This window comes from bacterium (genome assembly GCA_016873475.1).
GTDB lineage: Bacteria > Krumholzibacteriota > Krumholzibacteriia > JACNKJ01 > JACNKJ01 > VGXI01.
In genome coordinates, this window is record VGXI01000053.1 from 1 (window position 1) to 17,074 (window position 17,074).

Genomic DNA, 17,074 nt, shown 5'->3' on the forward strand with positions numbered 1-17,074 from the left:
ACCGCCGGCCTCCACCTGCGCGAGGGCGAGCAGCTCCGCCGTCGGCGAGAGCACGCGCAGCCAGGCGCCGGGCGGCGGCAGCGGCTCCTGCCAGGCGAGGTCGCCGGCGCCCGGCTGGGCCCCGAAGCGCAGGCGCTCCGCGTAGCCGGCCGCCGCGACCACGGCCGGCAGCGAGGCCAGGGCCTCGGCCGGCGAGAGGCCGGGCGCCTCTCCCACGGCGCCGGGGCGCAGGGCATCCAGGGGCAGGGCCTGCTCGACGCGGAAGGGGCCCGAGGCCAGCCGGCGCAGGGCAGCCAGGTGCGCGGGCACGCCGACCAGCTCGCCCAGATCGCGCGCCAGGGCACGGACATAGGTACCGGCGCTGCAGGTGATTTCGAGCTCGAGCTCGCGGCCGTCGAAGGCGAGCGGCAGGATCGGGCCCACCCGGACGGGGCGCTCGGGGAGCGACGCGGCGTCCAGGCGCCCCGCCCGGGCGAGCTTGTAGAGCGGCACGCCCTCGCGCTTGATCGCCGAGAAGCCGGGCGGCCGCTGGCTGCGGCGCGCGGCGAGGGCAGCGAGGGCGGCGTCCAGCGCGGCCGGGGCGACCTGGAAGTCCGCGTCGGCGAGGCGCGCGATCTCGCGGCCCTGGGCGTCGTCCGTGTCCGTGGCGAGGCCGAAGCGCACGCGGCCGCGGTAGACCTTCTCGTGGCCGGCAAAGACCTCGGCCAGGCGGGTCGCCTCGCCGACGAGGACGAGCAGGAGTCCGCTGGCCGCGGGGTCGAGGGTGCCGCAGTGACCGGCGCGCCGGAGGCCAAGGGCGCGGCGGACGGCGCTCACGGCGTCGTGGCTGGTGGGGCCGACCGGCTTGTCGATGAGGAGCAGCCGGCCCGGCCTCACGCCTCGCCGTCCTCGGCCGCCGCTTCCTCGCCGCCCGCAGCGGGGCGGTCCTCCTCGAGCAGGGCCTCGACGCGGTTGTACTGCTCCAGGCTGCGGTCCTCGCGGAAGCGCAGCTCGGGCGCGGTCTTCGTCTTCAGGGTGCGCCCGAGGCCGCCGCGCAGGAAGCCGGCGGCTTGTCTGAGCCCGCGCAGCGCCGTGGGCCCACCCCCCATCGTGAAGACCTTGGCGACGGAGAAGTCCTCGTTCAGCTCGACGGCCGTGATCACCACGTCCTCGACGCGCGGGTCGCGCACCTCGCGCGCGAGCAGCTCCGAGAGCACCTCGAGGATGTGGTTCTCCAGGCGCCGCTTGACCAGCTCGGCGCCGCCGCCGCCCGCGCCCGCGTTCATGCTCGTGCTCGTGCTCATGGGCTACCAGTACTCCTTCTCCTCGTCGATGAGGAGGACGCGCGGCTCGCGCGCGAGCAGGGCGTGGACCTTCTCGTACTGGGCGTCGCCCTGCGCCCGGGTGTCGACGACGGCCGCGATCCCCAGGCGGGCCCGGTCGTGCTGGTCGCGGGGGGCGATCTCGCTCACGGAAAGATTGAGGTCCCGACGCAGGCGGGCCTTGAGGCTCGCGAGCACCGAGCGCCGGGCCTTGAGGCTGCGGCAGCCCGGGATCCCCAGCTCCAGCGTCAGGACGAGCACGCGCACGCCGCCATGCCTCCCGGGCCTTGCCTAGAGGCGGCGGGCGATCTCCTCGGTGACGAAGGCCTCGAGGACGTCGCCCTCCTTGATGTCCTGGAAGTCGACCAGGCTGAGGCCGCACTCGTAGCCGGACTCCACCTTGCCGACGTCCTCCTTGAAGCGCTTGAGGCTCGCCAGGCGGCGCGCGCCGAGCACGACGCCGTCGCGCAGGACGCGGATCGTCGCGCTGCGCTCGATGGTGCCGTCGGTGACGTAGCAACCGGCCACGGCGCCGATCTTGGGCACCCGGAAGACCTGCCGCACCTCGGCGGTGCCGGTGACGGTCTCCCTGATCTCCGGCCGCAGCAGGCCGCTCATCGCCTGCTTGATCTCCTCGACGGCCTCGTAGATGATGTCGTAGGTGCGGATCTCCACCTGCTCGCGCTTGGCCAGCTCCCGCACGGAGACCTGCGGCCGCACGTTGAAGCCGATGACGATCGCGCTCGAGGCGGCCGCGAGCAGGACGTCGCTCTCGGTCACCGTGCCCACCGACTTGTGGATGATGTTCACCTTCACTTCGCCGGTGGAGAGCTTCTGGAAGTTGTCCGCCATCGCCTCGACGGAGCCGGCGACGTCGCCCTTGAGCACCAGGTTCAGTTCCTGGACCTCGCCCTTGTTGATCTGGCCGTAGAGATCGTCCAGGGTCATGCGGCGCTGGTAGCGGATCTCCTGCTCACGGCGCAGCTGCTGCCGTTTGACGGAGATCTCGCGCGCCTTCACCTCCGACTCGGCCTCGTTGAAGATGTCGCCCGCCTCGGGCACGTCGCTGGCGCCGAGGATCTCCACCGGCATCGCCGGCCCGGCCTCCTCGATGCGCTCGCCCCACTCGTTGATCATCGCCCGCACGCTGCCGTAGTGCAGGCCCACCGAGAAGGGCGTGCCCACCCGCAGCGTGCCCTGCTGCACGAGCACCGTGAAGAGGACGCCCCGCCCCGGGTCCTTGCGCGCCTCCACCACCGTGCCCTTGATCGGCAGGCGGGGGGCGCCGCGCAGCTCGAGCAGGTCCGCCTGCAGCAGCACGATCTCCAGCAGCTTGTCGACGCCCTGGCCGAACTTGGCCGAGATCGGCACCGCCACCGTCTGGCCGCCAAACTCCTCGACGGTGACGCCGTGCTTGAGCAGCTCCTGCTTGACGCGATCGGGGTTGGCCGCCGGCAGGTCGATCTTGTTGATCGCGACGACGACCGGCACCCTGCCCGCCTTGGCGTGGTCGATCGCCTCCACCGTCTGCGGCATGACGCCGTCGTCGGCGGCGACGACGAGGATGACGAGGTCGGTGACCAGGGTGCCGCGCGCGCGCATCGCCGTGAAGGCGGCGTGGCCCGGCGTGTCGAGGAAGGTGATCCGGCCCTGCGGCAGCTGCACCGAGTAGGCGCCGATGTGCTGCGTGATGGCGCCCGCCTCGCCCTCGGCGACCTTCGCCTTGCGGATGTAGTCGAGCAGCTTCGTCTTGCCGTGGTCGACGTGGCCCATCACGGTGACCACCGGCGCTCGCGGCTCCAGGTCCTCGGGCGCGATCGGCGTCGCCTCGGGCTCGCCGATCTCGCTGAACTCGCTGATGAACTCGACCTCGAACTCGTACTCGTTGGCGATCAGCTCGATGTCCTCGCGCTCCAGGCGCTGGTTGATCGTCACCATCAGGCCGTTGCGCAGACAGGTGGCGATCACCTCGTTCTGCGGGACCTGCATGGCGTTGGCCAGCTCCGAGAGCGTCGACAGCGGCAGAATGCGCAGGCGATCGGCGGCCACGGCAGTGCGCTCCTCTCCGGTCAGCGCCGGCGCGCCGCCCGTGCCGCGGCGGCGCAGCTTGCGCCCGGCCCGGCCTTCCATGCTCGCCATCGCCTGGCGCACGCTCTTGCGGATCTCGACGTCGTCGCGCTCGCCCTTCTTCTTCGGGCGCTTGCGGCCGCGGCCGGGACCGGCGTCCGGCGCCGGCGCGGGCGGTGGACCTCCGAGCGGGCGGCCGCCGGGCCGCGGGCCCCCGCCGAGGCGGGGCGGCGCGCCGGGTCGCCGCGGCCCGGGGGCGCTGAATTCGCCGCTCGGGCGGGCGCCGCGATTGCGCAGCAGTTCGTCCCGGTCCGGCGCGCCGGGCTCCATGCCCGGCGCATAGCGGATGACGCGCGGCTTCTCCTCCGGCTCGGGAGCGGGCTCGGGCGCCGGCTGGGCGGCCTTCGCCTCGGCCGCGCGGGCGGCCGCCGCCTCCTGCTCGGCGCGCTTGACGACCTGCACACCCTTGCGCTCACCCGCCGGCCGGGGAGCCGGGGCGGGCGCCGGCGGCGGCGCGGGGGCCTCGGCCGGCGCCGGCTTGGCGGCGGCCGGGGCTGGGGCCTTGGCGGCGGGGGTCGGCGCCTCCGGCTGTGGGGCGGGCACCGGCTTGACGGCCTTCTTGGCGACGCGCTTGACAGCGGGTTTGGCGGCCGGGGCGACGGCCTCGGCCTCCCCGCCGGCAGGCGGCGCGCTCGCCGCCTTCTTGACGGCCTTCTTGACGGCTTTCTTCGCGGCCGGCTTCGCGGCCGGGGCTTCGGCGGCGGGCGCGGGGGCGGGCGCGAAGCGGCGGTCGATGGCCTCCTGCATCTCGGGGCTCACGGGCGACATGTGGCTCTTGACGTCGAAGCCCTGCTCGCGCAGGTAGTGGACGACGTCGACGCCCTTCACCCCGAGGGTCTGGGCCACCTGGTAGACACGCTTCGCCACCTTGACCTCCGTTCACTGCTTCCGGGCCCGGCGGGCCCTAGGCGCCCGCCCTGCCAGCGGGCGCTGCGGCTTCCCCGTGCGCGGCGATTCGCGCCAGCATGCCGGCCGCCAGGCCGGGGTCCGTCACGCCGAGGATGGCCAGTTCGCTGCGACCTGCCCAGGCTCCCAGCGCGCGCCGGTCGGCCAGCTCGACGAGGGGCGTCGTCCCCCGCGGCAGGCGGCGCAGGGAAGCGCCGGCGTCGCGCGCGAGGAGCAGCAGCGCGCAGCGCCCCGCGGCGAGGGCCTGCTTGACCGCGCGGTAACCCAGCGCCAGGGCCCCGGCGCGCCGGGCCTGGTGCAGGTAGGGAGCGAGGGCCCCCAGGAGCGCGGTCTCGCCCGCCATCTCAGCTGGCCTCCTCGGCGTCTTCGCCGGCCGCGGTCGCCGCCTCGGCGGGCGGGTCGGCGAAGGGATTGGTCGGCGGGCCGGCGGCCGCGCGGGCGGCCTGACCGCCGGGCGCTTCCGCGTCCAGCACCCCGTCCTCGGCCAGCTTCGACTCGTCGAAGAGCGGCTCGACCTGCCGGCGCTCGGCCTCCAGCTCGCGCCGGCGGCGATCGATGTACTCGGCCCGCGCCTCGGCCAGGGCGGCGAGCGCGGCCTGCACCCGGCCCTGCAGCTTCTCGGCGGTCTTGGCGCCGAGGCCCTCGATGCGCTCGAGGTCGGCCAGGCTCGCCCGGCCCAGCTCCTGCACGGTATGGAAGCCGGCGGCCGCCAGGGCCTCGGCCAGGCGCGGCGTGACGCCCTCGAGCTCGGCCGCCTCCATGCGCACCTGGGCGTCGGCCTCCTCGCGCAGCTTGAGCAGCTCGGTCGTGACGAGGTCGATCTTCCAGCCGGTCAGCTTCGCGGCCAGGCGGACGTTCTGGCCCTCCTTGCCGATGGCGAGGGAGAGCTGGTCCTCGGCGACGATCACCTCCAGGGCGCGCTCTTCCCAGTCCGCGACGCGCAGCATGGAGACCATCGCCGGCGCCAGCGCCCGCGAGACGAAGGTGTGGATGTCGCTGTCCCAGGGCACGATGTCGATGCGCTCGCCGCTGAGGGCCTTGACGATCGTCATCACGCGGGCGCCCTTCATGCCGACGCAGGCGCCGACGGCGTCGATGCGGTCGTCCTTGGAGTAGACGGCCACCTTCGAGCGCCAGCCCGGCTCGCGGGCGATCGCCCTGATCTCGACCAGACCTTCATACACTTCGGGGATTTCCTGTTCGAAGAGGCGCAGGAGCAGGTCCGGGTGCGTGCGGCTGAGGATCACCTGCGGCCCGCGCGACTCGCGCTGGACCTCGAGCACGAGGCCCTGCACGGTGTCGTTCTGGCGCCAGTGCTCGCGGCGGATCTGCTCGCGGTAGGGCAGGAGCGCCTCGGCGCGGCCGAGGTTGACCAGCACGTTGCCGCGGTCCACCTGCTGCACGGTACCGGTGACGATCTCGCCCACGCGCTTGCTGTACTCGTTGAAGATGCGCTCGCGCTCCGCCTCGCGGACGCCCTGCACGAGCACCTGCTTGGCGGTCAGGATGGCGTTGCGGCCGAATTCCTTGACGTCGAGGGGGATGCGGATGATGTCCCCCACCTCGGGGTCGTCGATGTACTCGCGCGCCTCCTCGACCGTGAGCTCCTGGTCCTCGTTCTCGAGATCGTCTTCGCTCACCACCTGCATCACGAGGTGGATGTCGATCGCCCCCTGCGGGTCGATGTTCACGTCCACGTTGGCCTCGGACCCGTGCTTGCGGCGCACGGCCGAGCGCAGGCCCATGGCGAGGGTCTCGATGAGCACCTCGCGGTCGACCTTGCGCTCCCGCGCGATCTGCTGCAGGGCCTCGAAGAAGCCTTCAGTCATCATCCTGTTCTTCCTCCATCGGCGTCGCCGCCGGCTCCCGCCGCGCTCCCAGGTCCGGCAACACGCGCGCCTTGCCGATCGCCGTCCAGTCCAGCCGGCGCGGGGACGCTCCCGCCAGGCCGATGCCCTCGGCGTCCACGGCGCTCAGCACGCCCTCGAGCACCGGGTTCTCGCCGGCGGCCAGGCCCGCCTCGGCCCGGGTGACCCGGATGCGCTCGCCCAGTGCCAGCTCGTAGTGGCGGGGCGTCAGCAGCGGCCGGTCGAGGCCCGGCGAGGACACCTCGAGGACGTAGCTGCCGGTCACGGCGTCCGCCGCCTCGAGGGCCGCCCCCAGGCGGCGGCTCACCCGCGCGCAATCGTCCAGGCCGACCCCGCTCGGCGCGTAGAGAACCACCTGGAGCACGCGGCGCCGGCCGGCGGGCCGGAGGTGCCAACTGTAGAGTTCGAAGCCTTCCCGGCTGCTCTCCGCCGCCAGGAGCCCCTCCAGGTCCTCGCTCATGCCGCTTGCCTTCCCGGGGAGACCGCAAAGAAAAAAGTGGGCAGAACCACCCACTTGCCCGGATACCATAGTACGGAAGGCAGGCGGCTGCAAGGCCTGTTTGGCCCCCGCAGGGCCGCCGGCCGCCTAGAAGATGAAGGTCGTGCGCAGGTCCAGGCGCAGGCGCGTCGTGACGTTGTCCCGGATGTCGTCGCTCGTGCGGCTGAAGGTGAGGCCGAGCGAGCCGCGCAGCTTCTCCGTGAACTGGTAGCTCGCCCCCGGGCTGATGCTGAAGGAGCGGGAGCCGCCCAGCGGCGTCTCGAAGCCGCCCGAGTCGATGCGCACGTTGCGCTGGCGCGTGTAGCCGAGCTTGGCGTTGAGGTCCATGCGGCTGGAGAAGCGGATCCCCCGCAGGCCGGGGATGCCCAGGCCGTTCGGCGCCGAGAGATTGTAGTTCCAGGTGGCGTCCAGCTTGAAGCTGCTGTTCTTCGTGCGGCTGGTGTTCTGGATCGCCGAGGCGGCGGTGTAGCTGCCGGTCAGCGTGGTCTGCATCTTGTTCGACCAGGTCGCGCTCCAGCGCGGCGTCCAGCTGCTGTTCTCGTCGCGATCCTCGCTGCCCTGCACGCGGTTCTCGGTCACGCGCACCTGCTTGGCGTAGCCCAGGCCCAGCGAGCTGGTCTCCAGCAGCTTGCCCCAGAGCGGCCAGCGCTCGACGCCGCCGAGATCGACGTTGACGCTCGGCCACTTGCGGTTCGTGTCCTCGCTGCGCGTGTTGTTCAGGCGGCGATTGGCCTGGGTGATCTCGAAGTTGGTCGACACCTGGAGGCGCTCGGCGATCGTGACGCCGGTGGCGAGGCGCAGGTCGCGGGCCTCGTCGTAGAGGTCCGGCCTCTTGTGCGCGACGGTCTGCCCGCCGACGGTGCCCGGCAGGTCCGGATCCTCGCCCAAGCCGAGCCGATAGAGCAGCAGCGGTGCGCCGCGCACGTTGTCGAAGCGCGTGTTGACGCGGCGGCTGAGATCCACCTTCAGCGGCTTCAGGCCCGCGAGCACGTCCAGGGTCCGGTAGACGATGAACATCGGGTCGACGCCGGCGGCGGCGCTGTCGGCCGGGGCGGTCGCCACGGGAACGCCGACCTCCAGGCGGTCCTCGATGAAGCGCCTAGCGCTGCGCCGGCGCATGCGCGGGTCCGGGCCGCGCAGGGGATCGACCGGCACCAGCAGCCGCTGCGGGCGGTGCCGCGGCTCGCCCGGCGCCTCGAAGCCCGGCGCCCCCGATACGCCCGGCTCGCCCGCCCGCCCCGACGCGGCGCCGCCCCGCTGCTCGCGCAGCTGGCGGAGGCCCCGGCCGCCGAGCGCCTCCAGCCAGCGGCCGACCTGGAAGTTGTAGCTGGTCGAGAGGGTGTTGCTGTTGCTGAGATTGCGCGTGCCGGGCGGCAGCGCGGCCGAAGCGAGGTTGGTGGCCCGCGCCGTCTGGTTGTAGTTGCTCGTGAAGCTGAAGGCCGGCTTGAAGCGGGCGAAGAAGGGCAGCGTGTAGTCCAGGCGCAGGCTCTGGCCCTGGCTGTTCTGGAAGCCGATGTTCAGCCGCCGGCCGAACAGGGCGAGCGCTTCGGCGTCCTCGTGCTCGAGGTCGCGCGATTCGCTGAGGCTGAAGTCCGTCTTGAAGGAATCGAAGAGCGGCCAGTTCAGGCCGGCGCTGTTCGTGAGCTGGCCCGTGCGCGCGCTCGGGTTGGGCGTGAAGCGCGTGCCGCTCGCCTTCCAGGTTTCCGTCCAGGAGCGGCTGACGTCCGACTTCAGGCGCAGGCTGCCCGGCAGCCAGCGCAGGCGGCCGCCTCCGTAGAGCCCCAGCCGGCGGTCCCTGAACTGCGTGTCGTAGCTCGCATTGTAGGCGAGTTGCTCGGAGAGCTCCAGGCGCAGCGGCGCCTGGCTCTTGCGCTGGGTCACCGAGCCGGAGAGCTTGAGCTTGTCGAGGAATGCGCGGCCCAGCCAGTGCGTCGAGGGGCTGCGGCTGAGGCTGGCGGAGAGGCGCTGGTTGACGCCCGTGCTCTTCTGCTCCTCCTGGCGCGCCCCGCCGAGCTCGACGTCGCTGCTCAGCTCGTACTTGGGCAGGCTGAGCGACTGCCCGTAGCTGGCGTTGATCGGCAGCTTGTAGCCGCCCAAGAGGACGAAGTGCTCGAGGGCGCTGGCGGCGCTGACCGACCAGGTCCGCGTGCGCGCGCCCTGCCCGCTCGTCGCGCGCAGGGCGCGGAATTCGGCATCCTGCTCCTGGTAGGTGACGCCGAGGTTGAGCACGCCGCCGGCCATGTTCAGGTTGCCGCTCAGCTTGGCGGCGTAGCCGGTGGCGCGCTTGACGTCCTTCACGCGCAGATCGTTCACCCAGGTCTCGCCGCTGAGGATCGCGTCCGCCGGGCCGTTGACGACGCCGAAGTAGAAGGCGCGGATGCGGCTGAGGTCCGGCTGGCGCACCCGCGTCAGCGTGTAGCTGCGCTCGGGGGCGTTCAGGTCCGCCACGCTCGTGCTCACCGTGTCGGCATCGCTGTCCAGCTTGAGGTCCGTCCAGGCCTGGAGCGGGAAGTTGACTTCCACCCAGCCCACGCCCGGCGGCCGGTAGCGCCACTCGTAGTAGGTGACGCTGTCCTGCGCGGCGCGCAGGAAGATGTCGTGGCCGGCCGTCGCGGCGTCGGGGTGGATGTAGAAGCTCAGCGTGCGGTAGCCGGTCAGGTTGAGCGCCTGGTAGTCCTTGCGCGCCAGGGCCTGGTGGCCGGGCAGGAGCCCCTCGTAGACGACGTTCAGCGCCTGCTCGCGCTCGGGCAGGCCGGTGTCCGGATCGATCTGCTCGCCGAAGGGCCAGGTGAAATTGGCGTTGTCCTTGGTGTTGATGACCTCCACGCGCAGGTCCTCGCCGGCCCCGAGCTGTTCGGGGGCGAGCGTGATCCCGCTGGCGGCGTCCTGGATGCCGTGCGTCTTCCAGCGGTTGCCCACCAGCTTGATGCTGGCGATCTCGAGCCGGTTGCTCGGGGCGCCGCCGCCGGGCGCGGGCCCGGCGAAGCCCTCCAGCCAGAAGCGGAAGTGCTTGATGCGCGTCCAGTCGGGTGCATCGAAGCCGTCGCTGACGACGCGGGCCTCGGCGAGGTTGAGGCGGTAGAGGCGCCAGGCCTTGCTGTTCGCGGGTGGGGCGCCCGTCTCGTCCTCGTAGACCGTCACCATGTCAGTGAAGGGCTGGTCGGCGAGGTCGACGGCGAGCGTGAAGTAGCTGTTGGTCTCGTCGAGGTCGCCGTCGTCGTTGAGGTCCTCGGTATCCAGGCGCTGGTTGCCCTCGCTGCCGTTCACCTTGAAGTAGGAGTTGGCGTAGGCGTCGGCCAGCTCGGCCGGCTCGTAGTCGTCGCCGGCCGGATCCGCGGGGCTGCGATAGGGCGAGGGCGCCAGGGGATCGACGCTCTCGGCCGCGTTCGCACGTCCGTCCAGGCCGATGTCCTCCTGGTTGACGTCGAAGACGCCGATGCCTTCGCGGTCCTCCGTGTCGAACTCGCCGAGCTGGGGGTTCCAGAAGTCCTCGTTGATCGCGCCGAGATCGAAGTGGAGACGGCCGCGGCGCTCGCTCGCCTCCTGCTGGAAGTCGTTGACCCAGATCTCGAGGTACTCGGCCTCGCTGAGGTCGAGGCCCTGACCGGCGAAGCCGCGCATGAGCCCGGACCAGAGGCTGTCGCCGCGGGCCGCGTTGCGCGCGTTCGTCTCGGCGAGGGCGGGATAGGCGGCCAGCTGCGCCGCGCTCAGGTCCACCGGCACGGCGAGCTGGAGGACCTCCACTACCTCCTGCGCCTCCTGCTCGGTCAGGTTCAGGTTGAAGTCCTCGCGGCGCGTGCTGCTCTGGGGATGGAACCAGTAGGCCCCCTCCGCCCGGCCGGAAGCGCCGGCCGGAATGTCGGCGCCGCCGAGCACGCTGATCACGTCCAGCGGCTCGCTGGCCGGCAGCCACTGGGTGCGGTGGATGCCCAGCTCGTCGGCGTCCTCGGCGCCTTCCATGTCGTCGACGAAGGCCGCGTCGTCGACGTTCGGGTTGGGGAAGCTGACGGCCAGCTCGCTCGAGAGGCTCGCCGTGCTGAGGGCGTCCGTGTCCACGCGGGGCAGCCAGTTGGCGACGCTGGTGAGGAAGCGCGGATTGGCCGTGAAGTTGCCGAGCAGGTTGCCGACGACGTTGCGCGTCGACTCCTCGCCCAGGCGCGGCCGTCGCGTCCCGCTCTGCTTGGACTCGTAGAGCCAGGAGCTGGCGAGACTGCTCCTGGTGCCCAGGTGATAGGTGCCGTGCAGACCGAGCAGGTTGCTGCGGCCGCCGCCGATCAGGGGTCGGTACTGGTAGGTCACCTGCAGATTGCTGCTCGGCGTCAGCCGGCTCGCCGCCTCGCCGAGCAGCTCGACCTCGCCGGAGAGGTAGTCGATGCTGTAGTCCGTGCCGCGCGTGAGGGTCGTGCCGTCGAGGGTGACTACCTCGCTGCCCTCGAGGATGTTGAAGGCGTTCAGGTTGAAGCGGCTGGCGACCGTCGCGCTCTCGTAGCGGATCAGGTACTTGCCGTAGAGCGCGGGGTTCTTGAGCACGGTCTCGCGCGCCGTCGTGTAGATGACCGGGTTGCGATCGTCGGTGATCAGGGCCTCGCAGTCGCTGGTGGCCGGGTTGGTCGTCCAGGCGCAGACCAGCTCCGCGGGCGGGTCGAAGGGCCGGTAGTAGGGAAAGATCAGCAGGCCCTCGTCGACGTCCACCCGCGGCCAGTCGACGCGGCCATCCGGGTCGTAGCCGGTCAGCAGCTGGCCGCGGTACTGGTCCAGGCCGAAGAAGCGCAGGTAGGGCGTGTTGCTGCCGGCCGGGTAGGCGGGGTCCTCGGCCGTGCTGATGCGCTCGATGCTGACGACGAGGCTGGCGAAGTCGATGTCCCGCCCACCCAGCGAGTAGATGTTGCGCAGCATGTAATCCCAGGTCGGACTCTCCGGCCGGTAGGGATCGGGCTTGATCAGTTCGAGCGCCAGGGTGTCCGCGTTCGAGTCCCAGTAGGTCAGCTTGCCCAGGGTGTTGTCGCCGATCGCGTGCGGCGCGTCCCCGTTCGCCGAGTCCCGCGCCGTGTAGCTGACGGCGAGGATCTCCGTCTCCCCGATCGGGTAGTTGAGCTGCAAGACGTAGAAGTTCTGCGCGGCGTCCAGGCGCCAGGTGAAGTCCGCGTCGGCGAGCAGCTTGAAGGCCTGCACGGCGGGCGCCTGGCTGGCCAGGTCGTCGGCGAGGCCGTTGCCGAGCGTGTCGGCGTAGGCGCGGCCCTTGTAGTAGCGCCCGGCGTCGGGCGCGTTGGCGTTGGGCGCGATGCCCGTGCTGACGAAGACCTGCAGGGTGCCCTCGTCGACCAGCCAGCGGTAGAAGCTCCCCGGCGTCGCCGGGTCGTCGAGGAAGAAGAAACGGTTGGCGATGAAGTCCGTGTCGCGCTTGAAGTCGGTCTGCACTTCCTGGCCGGTGTTGTTGAAGTTGCGGCTGGAGACCTCGCCCTCCTGCTTGGAGGCGATCGCCGTGAAGTCGAGGGCGCCCAGATGGCCCTGCATCTTGACGCCGAAGAGACCCTTGTTCTGGGTCGAATAGCTGACGAGGCCGGAGCTGGGCAGGCTGAGCTGGGTGTCGCCCATCTCCACCAGCTCGACGATCTCGTCGTCGTCGCCCTCGTAGCGGATGCGGATGCGGTTCGCCTCGTCGCCCACCGCGAGGCTGTTGTTCTCCACCTCGACGTGCACCTTCTCGCCGACGGTGCCGTTGAGCTTGACCTGCAGCTCCTGCTTCATCTCCAGGCGCGGGAAGAGCGGCTGGCCGCGACCCGACTCGTCGGTGATGAAGTTGCTGTTGCGCGTCGTCTCGCCGCTGAAGCTGATCGTCTCGCGGCCGGTGACCGTGATGTTGCTCTTCTCGCCGCGGCCGACCACCCGCTCGATGCTCTTGGGCAGGGCGAGCGGGATGTTGATGTCGATCAGCGAGCCGCGCGCCTCCTCCTGCGTCAGCTCGCGGGCGGTAGCCGCCGCCTTCTCGCGCACCAGCGCAACGCGCCGGCGCGCGATCTCGCGCGCGAAGTAGTCGTCCCAGGCGATGACGTCCCGCGTGACGACGCCCGGCCACTCGGCCTGCAGGCCGTTGGCGTAGCGGTCCGTGCCCGCCGTCGGCGGGCGCAGCTGCGCGAGCAGGGCCGGCCGGCGCAGCCAGAGCACGAGACCGCTCTCGGGCAGGACGCGCAGCTCGTCCTGCCAGTAGCTCTCCTGGCCGGATCGCCGCGCCACGGCCGGCGGCAGCCAGTGCCGGGCGTGCAGGCCGGGCAGCCAGCCGTCCGCGAGGTAGCGCTGCCTGGCCAGCCACTCGGCATAGGGCCCATAGGGACGGAGCGGCGGGTCGGGTGGCAGGTCGCCGCGCACGGCGGGCGGCGGCGCAGTCAGGAGAGCGAGCAGGCAGAGCAGCGCGGCGGCAAGTCGGCGCCTCGCCCGGGCGGCGAGGGCGGGAAGTCGGGGGGGGACGGGGCGCGCGGCTCTTTCTCTCATCGACAGCGGATCCTCGGCTCGCGGCGCCGGGTGGCGGGACCCGCGCGCCGACCGGCTCGCGCGCGCCAGGCAGGGGCAGAGCGTCCCCTTCCGGGGACGGCTCGGTCCACGAAACAGGACAGAGCCCCCTCCACTCCGATCGCCCTCCCTGGCGCGGCCGGCTGCGGGCCTGGCGCCCTCAGCGCGACCTGCGGAACCGGCGGCGGGAGCGGCCCATTCTACGCTTGTCGGGGAGCGCAGGGGTAACTACACTCGCCCTTCCGGTTAAGTCCTTGTTAGATAAGAGGTACTCGGTGAGGCTGGCCGACCGCTACATCCTCCGCCACCACCTGGGACCCTTTCTGCTCGGGCTGTCGGTGCTGACCTTCGTCTTCGTGATCGATATCCTCTACTCCTTCCTCGAGCTCTTCCTGGTCAACAAGGTGCCGGCGGTGGTCGTGCTCGAGCTGGTCCTGCTCAGTCTCGGGCACATCCTTGCATTGACCATTCCAATGGCCGTTCTCGTCTCGACCATGATGGCCTTCGCCCAGATGGTCAGCGAGAACGAGATCACGGCCCTGCGCATGGGCGGCGTCTCGCTCTACCGCCTGATCGCCCCCCCGCTCGTGGCCGCCCTCGCGCTCACGGCGGGCATGTTCCTCTTCAACAACTTCGTCCTGCCCGAGACGAACCACCGCCTCAAGAACCTGCTGATCGCCGTGCGCGCCAAGAAGCCGGCGCTCGACATCAGGCCGGGCCGCTTCATCGAGTCCATTCCCGGCTATACCCTCTACGCGGGCCGCAAGGACGAGGCGAGCGGCGAGCTGGCCGAGCTGCTCGTCTTCCAGGAGGAGCGCGGCAAGAACCCGGTGGTCATCAGCGCCGAGCGCGCCCGGTTCGCGCGCGACGACCAGCAGGACCTGCTCAAGCTCGCCCTCGCCGAGGGCGAGCAGTTCGAGGTCGAGCTCGGCGCGCCGGAACGCCTGCAGATCACGGTCTTCGACCGCATGGACATCCTGCTGCGCGATATCGACCGCGACCTGCAGCGGCGCGACCTCGAGCACCGCGGCGATCGCGAGATGTCCGTGGGCATGATGGCCGACCGCATCGCCAGCAACCGCGAGGAGATCGCGCGCCTGGACGGGCGCCTGGGCAGCGAGGCCGGGCGCCAGCTCGACCGCCTGCTCGGGCTGCTCGATCCGGCGGAGCGCGCGCGCTACCTGGGCGGAAAGGGCCTGCCCGCGGCGGGCGGGGGCCCGAGCGGACGCGCCGCGCGGGCGGCGGCCGCCCGCGTCCAGGACGAGGAGAACACCCAGCGCTCGCTCGCCAACCTGCTGCTCAGCCGCAGCGCCGTCGAACGCAAGATCCGCCGCTATGAGGTGGAGGTGCACAAGAAGTTCGCGATCCCCTTCGCCTGCCTCGTCTTCATCCTGCTCGGCGCGCCGATCGCCATCAAGACCGGCCGCAGCGGCACGGGCTGGGGAATCACTTTCTCGATCGCCCTTTTCACCCTCTACTACGTCTTCCTGGTCGGCGGCGAGGAGCTGGCCGACCGCGAGCTGCTCGCGCCCTGGATCGCGATGTGGCTGGCCAACCTGCTGCTGGTCGCCTTCGGCGTCTGGATGCTCGTGCAGACCAACCGCGAGTCGCGGCCCTATCCGCTGCTCATGCGCTTCGACCTCTGGCGCGAGAGGCGGCGCCTGGCGCAGGTGGCCCGGAGGCGCGCGCCGTGAGACGCCTCGATCGCTACCTGCTGCGGCAGTACCTGCGCTCGCTCGCCCTCGGCCTCGCCGCGTTCATCGTCATCTTCATCGTCATCGACTTCTTCGAGAAGCTCGGCGACTACATCGACCGCGACACCCCCTGGTCGATCGTCGCCAAGCTCTACCTGTTCAAGACGCCCTACATCACGGTGCTCATTCTGCCCATAGCGATGCTGCTCGCCAGCCTCTTCACGCTGGGGCGCCTGTCGCGGGACAGCGAACTGACCGCCATGCTCGCGGCCGGCATCCCGCTGCCGCGCCTGCTCGCTCCGCTCTTCGCGCTCGCCGCGCTCGTCAGCCTGGGCAGCTACTACTTCAACGACCGCGTGGTGACGCGGGCGAACCTGGCCCTCGAGGACCTCCAGCGCCACGAAGTGCGCCGCGAGCCGCGGGCCGACCGCGGCGTGCGGCGCTTCGTCCACCGCATCGGGGAGGACGGCACGGTCTACTGGGCGGAGGCCTACTACGTCGCCCAGCAGCGCTTCGAGCACCTCGTGCTGCTGCGCTACGACCGCAGCCGCCTGCGCGAGTACACGTCGGCTCGCCACGCCGTCTGGAGCGGCGACCGCTGGCGCCTGCACGAGGGCACGCGCCACCTCTTCCCCGCCGGCAGCGGGCAGGAGCGTCCGGAGCTGGGAACGACCAGCTTCGAGAGCTACGAGCTGCCGCCCGTCGCCGAGACGCCGGCGGTCTTCAGCCAGGAGGAGAAGAAGCCCGAGGCGATGGACTACCGCGAGCTGGAGGACTACATCGCGACCCAGGCGCGCTCCGGCGAGGACGCCGATCGCCTTTGGGTGGACCTGCACGTCAAGGCCAGCTTCCCCTGGGCCAACCTGGTCATCGTCCTGCTGGGCAGCGCGCTGAGCGCCTCGAAGCGGCGCATCTCGATGGCGGCCGGCTTCGGACTCACGGTGGGGATCGCCTTCGTCTACCTGATCTTCCTGCGCCTGGGGCTGTCGCTGGGCCACAACCACACGCTGCCGCCCCTGCTCGCGGCCTGGGTGGGCAACCTCGTCTTCCTCGGCGTCGGGCTCGCCCTGCTCGCGCGGGCGAGCCGCTAGCCCGCCGCGTCCCTAGGTGCCGGCCGAGTAGTCGCTCGCGTAGGCGATCTGCTCGGGCGTCAGGCGGTCGATCGCCAGGCCGAGGGTCTTCAGCTTGAGCGCGGCGATCTCCTCGTCCTGGGCCGCGGGAATGTCGTAGACCGCCGGCGCCAGCCCCTTGCCCTCGCGCGCCATCCAGAGCAGGCTCATGAACTGGTTGGCGAAGGACATGTCCATCACCTCGGAGGGGTGGCCCTCCGCCGCGGCCAGGTTGACGAGACGGCCCTTGGCGAGCACGAAGAGGCGCCGGCCCCCGGGGAGCGCGTAGCGCTCGTTGTTGGGGCGGATCTCGACCGGCGCGCCCTCGGCCAGGCGGGCCAGCTGGACGAGGTTCAACTCGCAGTCGTAGTGGCCGGTGTTGCAGACGACCGCGCCGTCCTTCATCGCCTGGAAGTGGCGCTCGACGACGACGTCCTTCATGCCCGTCGCCGTGATGAAGATGTCGCCCAGGGGCGCCGCCTCGTCCATCGTCATCACGCGGAAGCCCTCGAGGTTGGCCTTCAGCGCCGCCGTCGCCTTGACCTCGGTGACGAGGACCTCCGCCCCCATGCCGCGCGCGCGCAGGGCGACGCCGCGCCCGCAGTGGCCGTAGCCGGCGATGACGAACTTCTTGCCCGCGAGCAGGATGCTCGTCGCGCGCAGGATGCCGTCGATCGAGGACTGGCCCGTGCCGTAGACGTTGTCGAAGTCCCACTTCGTCTCGGCGTCGTTGACCGCCACCACCGGGTAGCGCAGCTTGCCGTCGGCGGCCATCGCGCGCAGGCGGTGGACGCCGGTGGTCGTCTCCTCGGTGCCGCCGTGGATCTGCGCGCAGCGCTCGGGGTGCCGCGCGTGGGCGCTGAAGATGAGGTCGGCGCCGTCGTCGAGGGTGAGCGTCGGCGCCGCCTCCAGGCACTGGTCGATGGCCCAGTAGAACTCGTCCGTGCTCATGCCGTGCCAGGCGAAGATCGGCGTTTCGCTGGCGGCGAGGGCGGCCGCCACCTCGTCGTTCGTCGAGAGCGGGTTGCAGCCCGACCAGACCACCTCGGCGCCGGCCGCCCGC

11 protein-coding genes are annotated in these 17,074 nt (G+C 71.5%); 2 read left to right on the forward strand and 9 right to left on the reverse strand.

The genetic code is table 11. The features are described 5' to 3' along the window. The 8 genes from truB to sprA all read right to left on the reverse strand — a co-directional run. Positions 1-876 (reverse strand): tRNA pseudouridine(55) synthase TruB (gene truB, locus FJ251_06370; protein ID MBM4117358.1); only part of this gene is annotated, 876 nt, incomplete at its 3' end. After that, on the reverse strand, positions 873-1,283 hold the full coding sequence (rbfA, locus tag FJ251_06375; GenBank protein ID MBM4117359.1) for a 30S ribosome-binding factor RbfA: 411 nt from the start codon (positions 1,281-1,283) through the stop codon (positions 873-875). The genes truB and rbfA, both read right to left, overlap by 4 nt. A 3-nt stretch (positions 1,284-1,286) precedes the next feature. Beyond that, complete coding sequence (locus tag FJ251_06380) at positions 1,287-1,568, reverse strand: DUF503 domain-containing protein (protein ID MBM4117360.1); 282 nt, start codon at positions 1,566-1,568, stop codon at positions 1,287-1,289. Positions 1,569-1,592: 24 nt separating this feature from the next. Further along, positions 1,593-4,295, reverse strand: coding sequence for a translation initiation factor IF-2 (gene infB, locus FJ251_06385; GenBank protein ID MBM4117361.1), 2,703 nt, complete (start codon positions 4,293-4,295; stop codon positions 1,593-1,595). A 37-nt stretch (positions 4,296-4,332) separates the two neighbouring features. Further along, positions 4,333-4,677 carry a hypothetical protein gene (locus FJ251_06390; protein ID MBM4117362.1) on the reverse strand — a complete coding sequence of 115 codons (345 nt, stop codon included), beginning with the start codon at positions 4,675-4,677 and terminating at the stop codon, positions 4,333-4,335. Position 4,678: 1 nt separating this feature from the next. After that, complete coding sequence (nusA, locus tag FJ251_06395) at positions 4,679-6,166, reverse strand: transcription termination factor NusA (protein MBM4117363.1); 1,488 nt, start codon at positions 6,164-6,166, stop codon at positions 4,679-4,681. Then, the gene (locus tag FJ251_06400) at positions 6,156-6,662 is read right to left on the reverse strand and encodes a ribosome maturation factor RimP (GenBank protein MBM4117364.1); all 507 of its coding nucleotides are present in this window, start codon (positions 6,660-6,662) and stop codon (positions 6,156-6,158) included. The genes nusA and FJ251_06400 overlap by 11 nt, the downstream gene beginning before the upstream one ends. Positions 6,663-6,788: 126 nt before the next feature. Continuing rightward, positions 6,789-13,190, reverse strand: a complete 6,402-nt coding sequence (sprA, locus tag FJ251_06405; GenBank protein MBM4117365.1) for a cell surface protein SprA — start codon at positions 13,188-13,190, stop codon at positions 6,789-6,791. Here sprA and FJ251_06410 point away from each other — a divergent pair. Both FJ251_06410 and FJ251_06415 read left to right on the forward strand, forming a co-directional pair. After that, positions 12,923-14,902, forward strand: a complete 1,980-nt coding sequence (locus FJ251_06410) for a YjgP/YjgQ family permease (protein ID MBM4117366.1) — start codon at positions 12,923-12,925, stop codon at positions 14,900-14,902. The two genes, sprA and FJ251_06410, sit on opposite strands and share 268 nt — an antisense overlap. Beyond that, positions 14,740-15,993 carry a YjgP/YjgQ family permease gene (locus FJ251_06415; protein MBM4117367.1) on the forward strand — a complete coding sequence of 418 codons (1,254 nt, stop codon included), beginning with the start codon at positions 14,740-14,742 and terminating at the stop codon, positions 15,991-15,993. The genes FJ251_06410 and FJ251_06415 overlap by 163 nt, the downstream gene beginning before the upstream one ends. A 12-nt stretch (positions 15,994-16,005) precedes the next feature. Here FJ251_06415 and FJ251_06420 read toward each other — a convergent pair. Next, a partial coding sequence (locus FJ251_06420) for an adenosylhomocysteinase (GenBank protein ID MBM4117368.1) occupies positions 16,006-17,074 on the reverse strand: 1,069 nt, incomplete at its 5' end.